This is a genomic window from Burkholderia sp. Ac-20344, from assembly GCF_017104975.1.
Taxonomy (GTDB): Bacteria; Pseudomonadota; Gammaproteobacteria; order Burkholderiales; family Burkholderiaceae; genus Burkholderia.
Map to the genome: position 1 here is coordinate 1 of NZ_JAAGPP010000182.1, position 15167 is coordinate 15167.

12 protein-coding genes, 1 tRNA gene, 1 pseudogene and 1 riboswitch are annotated in these 15167 nt (G+C 67.4%); of the genes and pseudogenes, 10 read left to right on the forward strand and 4 right to left on the reverse strand.

The genetic code is table 11. The features are described 5' to 3' along the window. The 3 genes and pseudogenes from G3N64_RS34470 to G3N64_RS34480 form a co-directional block, all read left to right on the forward strand. A pseudogene (locus G3N64_RS34470) lies at nt 1-187 on the forward strand (hypothetical protein); the annotation flags it as partial. Then, entirely contained in the window at nt 184-1503 is a 1320-nt protein-coding gene (gene guaD, locus G3N64_RS34475; protein ID WP_205788148.1) for a guanine deaminase, read from the forward strand. The pseudogene G3N64_RS34470 and the gene guaD, both read left to right, overlap by 4 nt. Nucleotides 1504-1656: 153 nt before the next feature. Next, nucleotides 1657-1794, forward strand: a riboswitch (yybP-ykoY riboswitch). A 78-nt stretch (nt 1795-1872) separates the two neighbouring features. Further along, nucleotides 1873-2445 carry a TMEM165/GDT1 family protein gene (locus G3N64_RS34480; RefSeq protein WP_039343340.1) on the forward strand — a complete coding sequence of 191 codons (573 nt, stop codon included), beginning with the start codon at nt 1873-1875 and terminating at the stop codon, nt 2443-2445. A gap of 54 nt (nt 2446-2499) precedes the next feature. Here the strand turns inward: G3N64_RS34480 and G3N64_RS34485 are convergent, their stop codons facing one another. Continuing rightward, on the reverse strand, nt 2500-3198 hold the full coding sequence (locus tag G3N64_RS34485; RefSeq protein ID WP_205788149.1) for a DUF4136 domain-containing protein: 699 nt from the start codon (nt 3196-3198) through the stop codon (nt 2500-2502). A gap of 187 nt (nt 3199-3385) precedes the next feature. Here G3N64_RS34485 and pepN point away from each other — a divergent pair, with 187 nt between their 5' ends. From pepN to G3N64_RS34520, 7 genes are all read left to right on the forward strand, one after another. After that, on the forward strand, nt 3386-6079 hold the full coding sequence (pepN, locus tag G3N64_RS34490; protein ID WP_205788150.1) for an aminopeptidase N: 2694 nt from the start codon (nt 3386-3388) through the stop codon (nt 6077-6079). A 277-nt stretch (nt 6080-6356) separates the two neighbouring features. Further along, entirely contained in the window at nt 6357-7370 is a 1014-nt protein-coding gene (locus tag G3N64_RS34495) for a class 1 fructose-bisphosphatase (protein ID WP_205788151.1), read from the forward strand. Nucleotides 7371-7575: 205 nt separating this feature from the next. Continuing rightward, nucleotides 7576-7651, forward strand: a tRNA-Thr gene (locus tag G3N64_RS34500). A 171-nt stretch (nt 7652-7822) separates the two neighbouring features. Beyond that, complete coding sequence (locus G3N64_RS34505; protein ID WP_205788152.1) at nt 7823-8632, forward strand: LuxR C-terminal-related transcriptional regulator; 810 nt, start codon at nt 7823-7825, stop codon at nt 8630-8632. Between the two features lie 166 nt (nt 8633-8798). Further along, nucleotides 8799-10532 (forward strand): FAD-dependent oxidoreductase, encoded by a 1734-nt coding sequence (locus G3N64_RS34510; protein WP_205788153.1) that lies wholly within the window; start codon nt 8799-8801, stop codon nt 10530-10532. After that, nucleotides 10529-10741, forward strand: coding sequence for a hypothetical protein (locus tag G3N64_RS34515; RefSeq protein WP_205788154.1), 213 nt, complete (start codon nt 10529-10531; stop codon nt 10739-10741). Before G3N64_RS34510 ends, G3N64_RS34515 begins: the two co-directional genes overlap by 4 nt. Before the next feature lie 262 nt (nt 10742-11003). Beyond that, the gene (locus G3N64_RS34520) at nt 11004-11258 is read left to right on the forward strand and encodes a GlsB/YeaQ/YmgE family stress response membrane protein (RefSeq protein WP_027788093.1); all 255 of its coding nucleotides are present in this window, start codon (nt 11004-11006) and stop codon (nt 11256-11258) included. Nucleotides 11259-11337: 79 nt separating this feature from the next. Here the strand turns inward: G3N64_RS34520 and G3N64_RS34525 are convergent, their stop codons facing one another. The 3 genes from G3N64_RS34525 to G3N64_RS34535 all read right to left on the reverse strand — a co-directional run. After that, nucleotides 11338-11820 (reverse strand): TlpA family protein disulfide reductase, encoded by a 483-nt coding sequence (locus G3N64_RS34525; RefSeq protein WP_205788155.1) that lies wholly within the window; start codon nt 11818-11820, stop codon nt 11338-11340. After that, the gene (locus G3N64_RS34530) at nt 11817-13085 is read right to left on the reverse strand and encodes a glycoside hydrolase (protein WP_205788156.1); all 1269 of its coding nucleotides are present in this window, start codon (nt 13083-13085) and stop codon (nt 11817-11819) included. Before G3N64_RS34530 ends, G3N64_RS34525 begins: the two co-directional genes overlap by 4 nt. Further along, the coding region (locus G3N64_RS34535; protein ID WP_205788157.1) for a TonB-dependent receptor at nt 13073-15167 on the reverse strand (2095 nt) is incomplete at its 5' end. The genes G3N64_RS34535 and G3N64_RS34530, both read right to left, overlap by 13 nt.

Sequence of the window (15167 nt, forward strand, 5' to 3'; positions counted from 1 at the left end):
AACGGCTGCGAGGCCCGCCGGCGACCACTCGCTGGCGGCTTCGGCCGCCACGTTCGCCCGCGCAATCGCATCCGGTCGTGCCGCACGCAGCGTGCCGCACCCGCTCGCCAGGCGCCGCCCCGCCCTCGTGCGGCGCCGCTCGTTTTCTTCTGTTCGCCTTACCTTGATGCAGGACCATTCGTCATGACGCAAAACGCTTTCCGTTCCCAACTGCTGACCTTCAACGGCGACCCGGCGCAATCGAGCCAGGCCGCGAACCACGAGACCGACGGCCTCCTGATCGTCGACGACGGCAAGGTCGTCGCGGCCGGCCCGTACGCCCAGCTCGCCGCGACGCTCGCGCGCGACGCGATCGTCCATGACCTGCGCGACAAGCTGATCGTGCCCGGCTTCATCGACACGCACATCCACTATCCGCAGACCGACATGATCGCGTCGCCGGCGCCGGGCCTGCTGCCGTGGCTGGACAAGTACACGTTCCCGACCGAGCGCCAGTTCGGCGATCCCGAGCATGCGCGCGAAGTCGCCGATTTCTTCGTCGACGAACTGCTCGCCTGCGGCACGACGAGCGCGCTCGTCTACTGCACGGTGCACAAGCAGTCGGCCGACGCGCTGTTCGCGGCGAGCGACGCGCGCGACCTGCGGATGATCGCGGGCAAGGTGCTGATGGACCGCAACTGCCCCGAATTCCTGCGCGATACCGCCCAATCGGGTTATGACGACAGTGCCGAGCTGATCGGCCGCTGGCACGGCAAGGGCCGCCAGATGTACGCGCTGACGCCGCGCTTCGCGCCGACGTCGACCGAGGCGCAGCTCGAGGCGTGCGGCGAACTCGCGCGCCGCCATCCGGACGTGTTCGTGCAGAGCCACGTCGCGGAAAACGTCGACGAGGTGAAGTGGGTGGCCGAGCTGTTCCCCGGCCATCGCAGCTATCTCGACATCTACGACCACTACGGACTGCTGCGTCCGCGCGCGGTGTACGGCCACTGCATCCACCTCGACGACGAGGACCGCCGCCGGATGGCCGAGACGCGCACCGTCGTCGCGCACTGCCCGACGTCGAACTTCTTCCTCGGCAGCGGGCTGTTCGATTTCGACAAGGCCGGTGAATACGACGTGCCCGTCACGCTCGCCACGGACGTCGGCGGCGGCACGTCGTTCTCGATGCTGCAGACGATGAACGAAGCGCACAAGGTCGCGCGGCTGTCGGGCCACCACCTGACCGCGACGCGGATGTTCTGGCTCGCGACGGCCGGCGCCGCGCAGGCACTCGACCTCGCCGATACGGTCGGCACGCTCGCGCCGCGTACCGAGGCCGACTTCGTCGTGCTCGATCCGCAGGCCACGCCGCTGCTCGCGCGCCGCACGAAGCGTGCGGAGTCGCTTGAGGAGCTGCTGTTCGCGTTCGCGCTGCTCGGCGACGACCGCGCGGTATACCGCACCTATGCGGCCGGCAAACTCGTCCACGAACGCGGCGCGGCACGCCGCCCCGCCGCCGCGTAACGGCCACGGCTGCAGAGTCACGGCCCGGCAGGCGCGGGCATCCACCGCCGGGCCTGCCGGACGCCCGGAGATTGCCGTACGCCGATCCTGCCCCGACTCCAGGCGCCGCGCCGCCCGGCACGCTTTCCCGCGTGCGCCGCACCATGCTAGAATTCGCCGCTCATTGGGGAGTAGCCGCTCCGCTCGATGTCCCGCGCTCCCGGCGCGCATCGTGACGGAGGCGTCCGTCAACAGACTTGGCCGTACGGCCATGGCGGGCGCAGCCACCGAGGCCTGGCGAGACCGATGGTTCACAGTGCGCCGCATCAGGGCCCGGCGCGCCGTGGATCGTCGCTCGCACGCACAACACCGGCCCGTGGAACCCCATACGTGTCTCAAGCCTTCCTGATCTCCACCGGCGCCGTCGCTCTCGCCGAAATCGGCGACAAGACCCAACTGCTTTCCCTCGTACTGGCCGCGCGCTATCGCAAGCCGGTGCCGATCATTCTTGGCGTGCTCGTCGCGACGCTCGTGAACCACGGTTTCGCCGGCGCGCTCGGCGAATGGCTCGGCGCGCTCGTCACGCCGTCGATCATGCGCTGGGCGCTCGCGTTCTCGTTCATCGCGATGGGGTTGTGGATCCTCGTGCCTGACAAGCTCGATGCCGACGAAGCCAATGCCAACCGTTCGCGGCTCGGCGTGTTCGGCGCGACCCTCGTCGCGTTCTTCCTCGCGGAAATGGGCGACAAGACGCAGATCGCGACCGTCGCGCTGGCCGCGCGCTTCCAGGACTACATCGGTGTGGTGGCCGGCACGACGTTCGGGATGATGCTCGCGAACGTGCCCGCGATCCTGCTCGGCGACCGCTTCGCGCACCGCCTGCCGACCAAGCTCGTGCACGCGATCGCGGCCGTGCTGTTCGTCGTGCTCGGCGCGCTGGCGCTGCTGGGCATCGGGGTCTGACGGGGATGGATCGGGTGGGCGCGGCCGAGCGGCCGCGCCGAGACTGACGCCGCGTTACTTCGCGGCGGCTGCGCCCGAAGCGGGCGCCGCCGGCACCGCGCGTTCGTTGGCGGCCGGCGCCGCCGGGCCGCCGCGCTTGTCGACCGGCAGCCGGACCGAGCGGACCGCGCCGTTCGACAGCGGGAAATCGGCGAGCGCGCTGCGCGCGAGGAACGGCATCGCGTACAGCAGCGTGCCATTGTCGCCGGTCGTGCGCGCGGACACGTTGTAGACCTCCTTGCCCGTCGCGCGCTCGGTGATGCGGATGCCGAGCGTGTAGTCGAACACCTGGTACGTCTGCGCGACATAGCCGGTCGGCATCGGCCCCCAGGGCCCCCACGGGCCCCACGGCCCGCGCCGCCAGTACGGCCCGGGCGCGAACCACGGATCGTAATAGACCGGCTGCGGCACCGTCACGAGATCGCTGCCGACCGCATAGGTCAGCCCGACGAGATACCGTGCCTGCGCCTGCGGTACCTGCCGGAACGCATACGTGGACAGCTCGTTCGCGACGATCGGCTCGTAGGTCGACTGCTCGATGCTGTTCTTCTGCGCATCGGTGCGCGTGAACGCATAGGTGCGTGTCGCGTCGCTGCCGCTCCAGTCGGAGAAGGCCGTGACCTGGGTCGTCACGTAGCTGGTACAGCCGGTCAGCAGCGCCACGCACAGCACCGCCGCCCAGCCCGCACCGCGTTGAATCCATTCGCGTTTCATGTTGATCCTCTTCGATCCGTCACCCGTTCGTCGCACCGCGCGAACCGTAACGGGATGCCGATAATACGCGGACTCCCGGAACCGGTAAAAAGTTCGCCCGGCACGCGGCCGCAAGCCTTTGTACAATGGCCCGGTTCGCCCGGCCCGCGCTGCGGGCCCGTCCCCCACTCCACCGATCTCGACGACCATGTCCGACAACGCCTCCTCCACCGTGATCCGCCGCGCCGACTACACGCCGCCGGCTTTCCTCATCGACTCCGTTGCGCTCGAATTCGATCTCGCGCCGGCCCGTACGATCGTCAGGAATACGATGCGCGTGCGCCGCAACCCGGATGCCGCGCCCGCGCCGCACCTGGAGCTGATGGGCGAAGCGCTGGAATTCCTCGGCGCACGGCTGGATGGCGCGCCGCATGGCGCCGTGCGCGCGCACGAGCACGGGCTGACGGTCGAGAACGTTCCCGATGCATTCGAGCTGACGCTCGAAAGTGCATGCGCACCCGACCAGAATACGACGCTGTCGGGCCTCTATGTGTCGAGCGGCAACTTCTTCACGCAGTGCGAAGCCGAAGGTTTCCGCCGCATCACCTACTTCCTCGACCGTCCGGACGTGATGGCGTCGTATACGGTGACGCTGCGCGCCGACAAGGCCGCGTACCCGGTGCTGCTGTCGAACGGCAACCTCGTCGATTCCGGCGACCTGCCCGACGGCCGCCACTTCGCGAAGTGGGAAGACCCGTTCCGCAAGCCGAGCTACCTGTTCGCACTGGTCGCGGGCAAGCTCGTCGCGATCGAGGAAACGATCACGTCCGGCTCGGGCAAGGAAAAGCTGCTGCAGGTATGGGTCGAGCCGGCCGACCTCGACAAGACGCGTCATGCGATGGATTCGCTGATCCACTCGATCCGCTGGGACGAGAAGCGCTTCGGCCTCGAACTCGATCTCGACCGCTTCATGATCGTCGCGGTCGGCGACTTCAACATGGGCGCGATGGAAAACAAGGGGCTCAACATCTTCAACACGAAGTACGTGCTCGCGAACCCCGAGACCGCGACCGACACCGACTTCGCGAACATCGAATCGGTGGTCGGCCATGAGTACTTCCACAACTGGACCGGCAACCGCGTGACCTGCCGCGACTGGTTCCAGCTGAGCCTGAAGGAAGGTCTGACGGTGTTCCGCGACCAGGAATTCTCGGCCGACATGGCCGCGGGCGACGCCATCGAATCGGCGGCCCGCGCGGTCAAGCGCATCGAGGACGTGCGCGTGCTGCGCCAGTTGCAGTTCGCCGAGGATGCGGGCCCGATGGCGCACCCGGTGCGCCCGGAGAGCTACGTCGAGATCAACAACTTCTACACGATGACCGTCTACGAGAAAGGCTCGGAAGTCGTGCGGATGTACCAGACGCTGTTCGGCCGCGACGGCTTCCGCAAGGGGATGGACCTGTACTTCAAGCGCCACGACGGGCACGCCGTGACCTGCGACGACTTCCGTCACGCGATGGCCGATGCGAACGGGCGTGACCTCGCACAGTTCGAGCGCTGGTACAGCCAGGCCGGCACGCCGCGCGTGTCGGTGCGCACCGCGTACGACGCGGCCGCACGCCGCTATACGGTCACGCTCGCGCAGGGTTACGGCGACGCGTCGCCGGCCGCGCGCGACACGCAGCAAGGGCCGCTCCTGATCCCGTTCGCGATCGGCCTGATCGGCCGCGACGGCCGCGACCTGCCGCTGCGTCTCGACGGCGAAGCCGCCGCTGCAGGCACGACGCGCGTGCTCGACTTCACCGAGACCGAGCAGACCTTCACGTTCGTCGACGTGCCGGAACACCCGCTGCCGTCGCTGCTGCGCAACTTCTCGTCGCCGGTGATCGTCGAGTACGACTACAGCGACGACGACCTCGCGTTCCTGCTCGCGCACGACAGCGATCCGTTCAACCGCTGGGAGGCCGGCCAGCGCCTCGCGACGCGCGCGCTGCTGACGCTCGCCGCGCGTGCCGCCGCAAAAGAGCCGCTCACGCTCGGCGAGAACTTCGTCGCCGCATTCCGCCGCGTGCTGACCGATGCGACGCTGTCGCCGGCGTTCCGCGAACTCGCGCTGACGCTGCCGTCGGAAACCTACCTCGCCGACCAGATGGCGGAAGCCGATCCGGCCGCCGTGCATCGCGCACGCCAGTTCGTGCGCCGCCAGCTCGCCACCGCACTGCGCGCCGACTGGCTCGCCGCATACGAGCAGCACCAGACGCCCGGTGCCTACGCGCCGACGCCGGAGGCCTCCGGCCGCCGCGCGCTGAAGAACCTCGCGCTCGCGTATCTCGCCGAGCTCGAGGATCCGGCCGATGCCGTGCGCCTCGCGACTGCGCAATACGACGCGGCGAACAACATGACCGATCGCGCGGCTGCACTCGGCGCGCTGCTGTCCGCCGCGGCCGCCGGCGCGAACGAACCGGCCGAGCACGCGCTCGACGATTTCTACCGCCGCTTCGAGAAGGAAGCGCTCGTGATCGACAAGTGGTTCGCGATGCAGGCCGCGCAACGCGGTACGCCCGCGCAGCCGACGCTCGCGAAGGTTCGCAAGCTGCTCGCGCACCCCGCGTTCAACCTGAAGAATCCGAACCGCGCGCGTTCGCTGATCTTCAGCTTCTGCGCGGCCAACCCCGCGCAATTCCACGCAGCGGATGGCTCGGGTTATGCGTTCTGGGCCGAACAGGTGCTCGCGCTCGACGCGATCAACCCGCAGGTCGCGGCACGCCTCGCCCGCTCGCTCGAACTGTGGCGCCGCTTCACGCCGGCGCTGCGCGACCGGATGCGCGAAGCGCTCGAGCAGGTCGCCGCCGGTGCGAAGTCGCGCGACGTGCGCGAGATCGTCGAGAAGGCGCTCGCGTAACGCCGTCGCCCGCATCGCGCCCGCACTACAGCCGGTGCCGCCCGTCGCGGCGCCGGCTTTTTTATTGTGTGAGCACGACCGGAACCGGGCGCAATCGCGGGGTCTGACCGCACCGCCTGCCGCTGCTGCAACGCGCGTCCCGCCCGTCTCCGCCCCCGGTTACATGGCCGGCTCGGCCGCCCGGCCATGTAACCGGACGAAAAAACCCGGCGGCTCGGGAGGCACGGCGGGTAAAATTGCGGCCATTCAAGGATTCTTTGGCCTTTTGGAGTCTGTCATGTCCATTGCCCGCCGCACCACGCTGTCGAAGTTCCTGATCGAACAGCAACGTGAGACCAACAACCTCCCCGCCGACCTGCGCCTGCTGATCGAAGTCGTCGCCCGCGCGTGCAAGGCGATCAGCTACAACGTGTCGAAGGGCGCGCTCGGCGAAGCGCTCGGCACTGCCGGCAGCGAGAACGTCCAGGGCGAAGTGCAGAAGAAGCTCGACATCCTGTCGAACGAAATCCTGCTCGACGCGAACGAATGGGGCGGCAACCTCGCCGCGATGGCATCGGAAGAAATGGAAACGTTCTTCCCGATCCCGGAGAACTATCCGCGCGGCGAATACCTGCTCGTGTTCGATCCGCTCGACGGCTCGTCGAACATCGACGTGAACGTGTCGATCGGTACGATCTTCTCGGTGCTGCGCTGCCCGGACGGCAAGCAGGCAACCGAGGAATCGTTCCTGCAGCCCGGCACGCAGCAGGTCGCGGCCGGCTACGCCGTGTACGGCCCGCAGACGGTGTTCGTGCTGACGACCGGCAACGGCGTGAACTGCTTCACGCTCGACCGCGAAGTCGGCTCGTGGGTGCTCACGCAAAGCAACATGCAGATCCCGGCCGACACGCGCGAATACGCGATCAACGCATCGAACGCGCGCCACTGGTACGACCCGGTCAAGCGCTACGTCGACGAACTGAACGCCGGCAAGGACGGCCCGCGCGGCGACAACTTCAACATGCGCTGGATCGCATCGATGGTCGCCGACGTGCACCGGATCCTGAACCGCGGCGGCATCTTCATGTACCCGGCCGACAAGCGTACGCCCGATCGTCCAGGCAAACTGCGCCTGATGTACGAAGCGAACCCGATGTCGTTCATCGTCGAACAGGCGGGCGGCGCCGCGACGACCGGCACGCAGCGCATCATGGAAGTGCAGCCGACGGGCCTGCACCAGCGCGTCCCGGTGTTCCTCGGTTCGAAGAACGAAGTCGAGCGCGTGACCGGCTATCACGACGAAGCAAAATAATTGCACTGCAGCACTAGACAGTGCCGCGCGACGTACGTACAATCGCGCCTCTCGATGTGACCCCAACGGGTCGTATCGCAGTGAAACGAAGCGGGAAGTCCGCCGAGTCGATGAGTTTCGCGAAACAGCAGCAGCAAGCTGAAAAAAATTCGCAAAACCTATTGCCAAGGCCTCAGATTTCACCTTATAATTTCGTTTCTCTGATGCCGGTGTAGCTCAGTTGGTAGAGCAGCGCATTCGTAATGCGAAGGTCGTAGGTTCGACTCCTATCTCCGGCACCAAGTTATAAAGGGCTGACAAGCAATGCTTGTCAGCCCTTTTCTCATTCCGGGCGCCGAATCGCGCGCCGTCCTCCTTCTGCCCGCGTCCGCTCCGCTTGCGGGCATCACCCGACTCCCGCGCCGTACCCCGCCGATTACAATCGACGGACCACCCCGCCCTTTCCGAGCATCATGCGCACCTGGCGTCTCGAGCGACCGAACCTCACCGGGCAACTGGATGTATCGCGTGCGACGCGCCTCGTCGCCGCGATCGGCGACAGCGAACCGAACGCATTCGCGGCCGAAGTGCTGAAGCTGTTCGACGATGCGCTGTCCATCACGCAGTGCACGATCTTCGCGTACGAGTTCGGCAACCGGCCGCGCACGATGTCGGTCGCCGATCATCGCGGCGGGCGCTACCTGCGCGATGTCGCCGACACCTATGCGCGGCACTTCTACGCACTCGACGGCAACCAGTCGATCGTGTCGACCGCTCATCGCGGCATCCGCCGCCACGACCTGCTGCTGCACCAGCAGGCCGGCGACGAGATCGGCCACGAAGCGTATCGCGCGGCGTGCTACCGCGGCCCCGACGTATCCGACCGGCTAGCGCTGCTGATGCAGCCTGGCGATGCAACGTGGCTGTCGATCAACCTGTACCGCGCGCATCGCAGCGGCGCGTTCCAGCCGCGCGAGATCGCTGCGATCGAAGCGCTCGCGCCGCTGATCGCGCAGGCCGCGAAGCATCACTACGCGCTCGCCGGTGCCGCGCAGATCGCCATCCCGCAACGGATGCTCGCGCGACTGCGGCATGCATGCCCCGAATTGTCCAAGCGCGAACTCGACGTGCTGGGCGGCGTACTCGAAGGCCAGACCGCGCACGAGATCGGCGAGACCATCGGCGTGAAGGCCTCAAGCGTCGTCACCTACCAGAAGCGCGCATACCGGCGCCTTGGCATCTCGAGCCAGCGCGAGTTGTTTGCGCTGTGCATGCAGCCATGAAACATCGCGGCTTGCGTTAAGCCTCTCGCGACCATTCCAGTTGCCGTTCGCTGTACCCGATTTGGGGACAACGGAGGCATGACCGGCTCCCATACTGCACTGACCTGTTGCGCGCATCTCAGCGTCGATGCGCGCACGTCGAACCAGACTACCCGGGAAGCCAACGATGGAGATCGACTTCAAGCCCTACCCGTTCGTCGCCGAGCGCCATCCCGCGCATCTGCCGGCCTGCGCCGACGGTATCGATACGCGCCGGCATCGCGTGGCGATCGTCGGCGGCGGCCCCGTGGGTCTCGCCGTCGCGCTCGGTCTCGCGAACCACGGCATTCGCAGCGTGCTGATTGAGGCCGACGATGCGGTCTGCCACGGCAGCCGCGCCATCTGCATTTCGCGGCGCAGCCTCGAGATCGTCGAGCGGCTCGGCGCGCTCGACGACTTCCTGCGCACGGGGCTGCCATGGACCGGCGGGCGCAGCTTCTACCGTCGCGACGAAGTGCTGCATTTCACGATGCCGCAGGACGAAAACCAGAAGCTGCCGCCGATGCTCAACCTCGCGCAGTATCACATCGAGCAGTTCCTGCTCGACGCGGCGCTGCGCCGCCCCGAACTCATCGAGATCCGCTGGCAGACGAAAGTCACCGGCGTGACCCGGCAACCGGACGGTGCGCGCCTCGATGTCGACACGCCGCTCGGCGGCTACGCACTCGACGCCGACTGGGTCGTTGCATGCGACGGCGGACGCAGCACGATGCGCGACGCGCTCGGTCTGTCGCTGCAGGGCGCGAGCTACGAGGGTCGCTACGTGATCGTCGACATCGCGCTCGACAGCGACCGGCCGACCGAACGGCTCGCGTATTTCGATCCGTCGTCGAACCCGGGTTCGACGGTGCTCGTCCACAAGCAGCCCGACAACGTGTGGCGGATCGACTACCAGTTGCGCGACGATGAGGATCCCGAAGCGGCTGTGAAACCGGAGAACGTGATTCCGCGCGTGCAGAACCTGCTCGACATGATGGGCGAGCGCGGCGACTGGTCGCCGATCTGGATCACGATCTACAAGGCGAACGCGCTGACACTCGAACGCTATCGGCACGGCCGCGTGCTGTTCTGCGGCGACGCCGCGCATCTCGTGCCGATCTTCGGCGTGCGCGGCGCGAATTCGGGCATCGACGATGCCGACAACCTTGCATGGAAACTCGCGTACGTGTCACGCGGCCTCGCGTCGGACACGCTGCTCGACAGCTACTCGGACGAACGCGTGTTCGCGACGCACGAGAACCTCCGCTACGGCACGAAGAGCACCGAATTCATGGCGCCGCCGTCGTTTGCCTTCGAACTGATGCGCCGAGCCGTGCTGTCGCTCGCGGTCCGTCATCCGGCGCTGCGTTCGCTGATCAATCCGCGCCAGACGACGGCCATCGCCTATGCGACGTCGTCGCTCAACACGGCCGAACGCGATACGTTTACAGCCGGCCCCGCGCCCGGCACGGTGCTCGCCGAATGCCCGCTGATGCTGTACACGGCGCACGGCAGCGACATGCGCCGCGGTCACCTGACCGATCTCGTCGCCCCGCGCTTCACCGCGTTCTGCTTCACGTCCGACGGCGTGCCCGATCCGACGCTGACCGATCTCGAACGGCGCCTGCACGCTGCGCGGATACCGTTCGCGCTCGTCACGCTCGCGCGGCATGCGGCGCCGCGGCAACGTGGCTGCGGCGGCCATGACGAGGACGGCCGGCTGTTCGACATGTACGGCGCGCGCGACGGCACCGTCTATCTCGTGCGCCCGGACGGTCACGTACTCGGCCGCTGGCACGACGCTCGCGCCGGCGACATGGCCGCCGCACTCGAACGCGCACTCCATCCATGCGCGTCTACCGATCCTCAGGAGACCGCATGATGACTGACACCGAACGCGACACCCTCTACACCGACCTGTGCCGCACGATGACGCGGATCGGCGAAGCCGATGCGTCGCTCTTTCTCGCCCGCTTCGCACTGCTGGCGATCGAGGCGATCGGCGATACCGCGACCGCCGCACGACTGATCGCCGACGCAAGCGACGGATTGCCCGACGCGGGCATGCACGCATCGACGCGCGAACGATGACGCGCATGGCCGACCGGCTTCACCGGCGGCCATTTCTTACAGATTCATTTCGCCATGCATCGCCCGCGCGCGAGCCTCGCCGTACTCAGACGAATTCCCTGGAAAATCCCGTTAAGGGTGCATAACATTACTTAACGATTCCGACCCGTCTATCGCGTTACATTGCGTGGGCGGCGCGGCGGGTCGCAATGCCGCCTTCATTCAGCTTGCGGCGACACAGCCGACGTCCGGTCATTCGACACAACACAAGGAGAGGACCACCATGACTCATGGCTTGATTATGTGGCTCATCATCGGCGCGATCGCCGGCTGGCTTGCCGGCTTGCTCGTCAAGGGCGGCGGCTTCGGGCTGATCGTCGACATCATCGTCGGGATCGTCGGCGCGGTGATCGGCGGCTGGCTCGCCGGGCTGCTCGGCATCAGCATCGGCAGCGGCTTCATCGGTTCGGTGATCGTCGCGGTCGTCGGCGCGGTGATCCTGCTGTTCGTGATCCGGCTATTCAAGCGAGCGGCCTGACGCTTCTCTCCACGCGCCTTCGGGCGCGTTTTCGCATCAGGCCGGCGCGCGGCCCGTTCGCCGCGCGCCGCCGGTTCGTTCAGCGCCTGGCGTGCTGCAACCAGCCGTCGAGCACGTCGGCCGTCAGCAATCCGCTGCGCGCTTCGCGTGCGCCATCGCGCCCGATCCACACGGTGCGCGGCATCTCTCCTCTCCATCCCGCATCGAGCGCCGCGCGCAACCGCTCGGGCATCGGCTCCGCGTTCGCGTACTGCGCGACCTGCGGCGGCAGGTTCATCTGCGCAAGCGCCTGCGAGATCGCCGCACCGTTGTCGTCGTACGCATCCATCGCGACCATCGCGAGCTGCACGTCCGGATGACGGCGCTGCCATGCGACCAGATGCGCGGCGTTCTCGCGACAGTATCCGCAATCGAGCGACCAGATCTCGACCGCCAGCGGCCGCTCGTGCGCGGTCGCATACAGGCGCGCGACGTCGGCCGCGCGCAGCGGCTGCAATTCGCCACCGGCCCACGCCGGCGCGCTCGCGAGCACGATGCCCAGCAACGCAATCAACGGCTTCATTTCTCCCCCTCCACGGCGATCAGCCGATAGCCGTCGTTACGCGTGCGCCACGACAGATAGACGCGGCCCGCATCGTCGAGCAATTGCGGGTTGTCGCTTGCGCCCGATGTCGCTGCGATCACGTGCGGCGCCGACCAGTGCTCGCCGCGATCGTCCGAGCGGCGCAGCTTGACCTGCATCGTGTCGCCGTCGAACGCCTTCCATGCGAGCCATACGACGTCGCCGCGCGCGACGAGCGCCGCATGCGACGCCTGCTCGCCCGGCGCGGCGAGATTCGCACCGAATGCCCACGGCGTGCCGCGCGGCTCGCCATCGGCGCCGATGCGCGAATAGAACACGTCGGCCCGACCGTCGACGACGCCGAACCAGGCGAGATGGCGCGTGCCGTCCGCCGTGATCGCCAGCGCCGGCCCGTGCTCGGGGCACGCCTCGACGTGCCAGTTCGAGAACGTCGCACGAACCGGCACGACCGGTTCCGACGCAGCGACGGGCAACACGGCGAGCGCATGATCGCGGATCTGCCCCGGGAAAACGTTGCGCCACGCGGCCTCGATACGTCCGGCCGGATCGATCGCCATCGCGATGCGGCAGCATTCGCACGTGTGGTCGGTCACCTTGCGTTCGGCCTCGAACGATGCACCGCCGTCGCGCGACACCGCGTAGTAGACAGCCGCGCCTTCGTACGCTTGCCCCGCCGCTTTCGCCACAACGAGATCACGCTTGTCGATCCACGCGATCGCGATGTTGCCGGCCGGATCGACGGTCATCATGTCGAAACGGTGCGTGATGGCCTGCCGGTCGCGATGCACGGTCACGGGCACGCTCCACGTCGCGCCGCCGTCGAGCGACCGCGAGAAACGCACCATGCCCGTGTACGGCGCATCGAGCGGCATCGACCACGACACGTACACCGCACGCCCGTCCGGACTCGTCGCGATCGTCGGGCGATTCTCGGCGCTCGTGTAGATCGGCTCCGGCATCGCGTTGACGGTAACGGGCGCGGACAGCGTGCGGCCCGTGTCGTCGGAATGCGCGACGACGACATGCGCGCCTTCGACCCACGCGACCCACAGCCGGTGATGCGTGTCGAATGCCGCCCCCGTCGCGAGCGGCTGCTTCTGCTGCGCGGGGGCGGCCTGCATGCTCATGTGCGCGGCGTGCGAATCGGCGCCCTTCTGCATGTCGTGCGCATCGTGCGCGCCGGCAGGCGACAGCAACGCGAACCACAGCGCACCGCCTGCCGCGAACGATCTCACAGCGACCATTTCAGTTCTCCATAGAAAGTACGGCCCGGATACGGGTGGAACACGTAGTAGCGGCGGTCCGTCAGGTTGTCGATGCCGAGCGACGCGGTCCAGTGCCGGTCGAAGCGGTAGCGCGCCTTCACGTCGACAACCGTGAACGAGCTGGTGCCGCCGTAGACGTCCGGATTCACGTCGCTGTTGTCGAGCGTGTTGAACTGGCGGCCCGAGTAGCGCATGCCGACGCTCGCGAGCCAGTGCTCGTCGAAGCGATACGACGCGAGCAGGTTCGCACGCATGCGCGGAATGCGCGGAAAGCGCGAGCCGACATACGCGGGATTCGCGGCATCGGCGAGGATCTGCGCGTTGCTTGCCGACACGTTCGCGTCGAGATTGAGCCCGCGCAGCCCGACGTTCTCGCCGCTGAACGCGAGTTCGACGCCCCGCACGCGCACGCGATCGACGTTCGAGATGTTGGTCACCGTCGTCGCGCCCGACACCGTCGTCTGGCTGTAGATCGAATCGCGCAGATCGCTCTGGAACACGCTGGCACGCACGACGCCGACGCCCACGTCGCGTTCGGCCGTGAAGTCCCAGTCGATCGCCTTTTCAGGACGCAGGTTCGGGTTGTTGTTGACGATCGCATTGTTCGAGATCGTGCCCTGGAACAGTTCGCCGACCGTCGGGAAACGCGTGCCGGTCGCGAACGACAGCCGAAAGCGCCAGACGTCGGTCGCATCCCATTGCAACGCGACTTTCGGCGACAGCGCATTCGCACTGCGGTCCGCATAGCCGAGCGTGCCCGTTGCGTTGCCGAGCGCGCCGCCGTACGCATCCCAGCGTTCGTAGCGCAGCCCCAGCGTCGCGAGCCAGCCCGGCGCGAAACGCCACGCGTCCTGCCCGAACAGCGCCTGCGTGCGCGTGTCGCCGCGATAGACGCTCGACAGCGACGTGGTCGGCCCGGCCAGCCAGTCGGCCGTGTTGTACGTGACGTTGCGCAGGAAATAATTGTCGTAGTGATAGCCGAACGTGAACGTATGGCCCTTCACTTCCGGCGCCTCCGCCTTCAGGTCGAGCGTGCGCCAGCCGGTGCCGTCGCCCTGGAACAGCGTGCCCGCGCCGCCCTGCACGGTCGACGCCGAGCGCTGCACGTCGCGCGACACGTCGTACGCGGACACGACGCCCGACAGGCGCCAGCCCGAATCGAGCCGGCCGTTCAGGCCGAGCGCGTACAGCCAGTTCTCCTGGTCGCCGCGCTGCGGCGCGAATGCGTTCGGTGCAACGGTCATGTTCCGGCCGCCGATCGACACGTTGCCGCCGTAGACCGGATTGCCGGCCGCATCGCGCAGGAAGGTTTCGCCGTGCTGCCGGTAATGGTTCTCCCAATGCCCGAGCGTGAGCGTCGCGTCGACGTGGTCGGTGAACGCATAGCCCATCCGGACCGTCTCGTTGAGCTGCTCGGTCCGCTCGATCGTCTGCGCCCCAACGATCGTCCGCGGCCGGCCGTTGGGTCCGATGTCGGTCGCGGCGCCCGTCACCGGCACGGCGGCGCCGAGCTTCGGGTTGTACGCCGAATTGGGGCTCGCATACTGCATCGGCTGACCGTTGTTCTCGAGCCGGTCGAGCGACAGTGCGAACCAGAACCGGCCGACGCGGTTCGCGATCCGCGCGCTCTGGTGATTGCCGCCGAAGCTGTCCGCGAATCCGTAGCCGTCGTGGTAGCGCTGCGTAAAGAACTGCGTCGACAACGACGCCTCGAGCTTTTCCGGGCGGCGTGTCGTGAGCAGCACGGTCGAGCCGATCGAGTTGCCGGGATACAGCGCGGAAAAGGGGCCATAGAGCACGTCGACGCGCGCGATATCGTCAGGCGGAATCAGCGACCAGCGCGGCGGGTACGCGTAGCTCGATCCGAGCAGGTTCGACAGCAGCACGCCATCGGCGTAGACGAGCCCGCGCGCGCTCTGCAGTTCGTTGAAGTCGCGGCCCGCGAACACGCTGTTGCGGTCACCGATATAGCGCTTGCGGACCATCAGGTTCGGCGCGTACTTCAGCGCGTCCTCGGTCGTGACGTTGGTGTGCGATTCGATCTGCTCGCGCGTGATCGAT

Bases quoted from the DNA above. Each gene is read 5' to 3' on its own strand.
- guaD (WP_205788148.1), top strand. From the start codon at position 184: ATGACGCAAAACGCTTTCCGTTCCCAACTGCTGACCTTCAACGGCGAC.
- G3N64_RS34485 (WP_205788149.1), bottom strand. From the start codon at position 3,198: ATGAAACGCGAATGGATTCAACGCGGTGCGGGCTGGGCGGCGGTGCTG.
- pepN (WP_205788150.1), top strand. From the start codon at position 3,386: ATGTCCGACAACGCCTCCTCCACCGTGATCCGCCGCGCCGACTACACG.
- G3N64_RS34495 (WP_205788151.1), top strand. From the start codon at position 6,357: ATGTCCATTGCCCGCCGCACCACGCTGTCGAAGTTCCTGATCGAACAG.
- G3N64_RS34505 (WP_205788152.1), top strand. From the start codon at position 7,823: ATGCGCACCTGGCGTCTCGAGCGACCGAACCTCACCGGGCAACTGGAT.
- G3N64_RS34510 (WP_205788153.1), top strand. From the start codon at position 8,799: ATGGAGATCGACTTCAAGCCCTACCCGTTCGTCGCCGAGCGCCATCCC.
- G3N64_RS34515 (WP_205788154.1), top strand. From the start codon at position 10,529: ATGATGACTGACACCGAACGCGACACCCTCTACACCGACCTGTGCCGC.
- G3N64_RS34520 (WP_027788093.1), top strand. From the start codon at position 11,004: ATGACTCATGGCTTGATTATGTGGCTCATCATCGGCGCGATCGCCGGC.
- G3N64_RS34525 (WP_205788155.1), bottom strand. From the start codon at position 11,820: ATGAAGCCGTTGATTGCGTTGCTGGGCATCGTGCTCGCGAGCGCGCCG.
- G3N64_RS34530 (WP_205788156.1), bottom strand. From the start codon at position 13,085: ATGGTCGCTGTGAGATCGTTCGCGGCAGGCGGTGCGCTGTGGTTCGCG.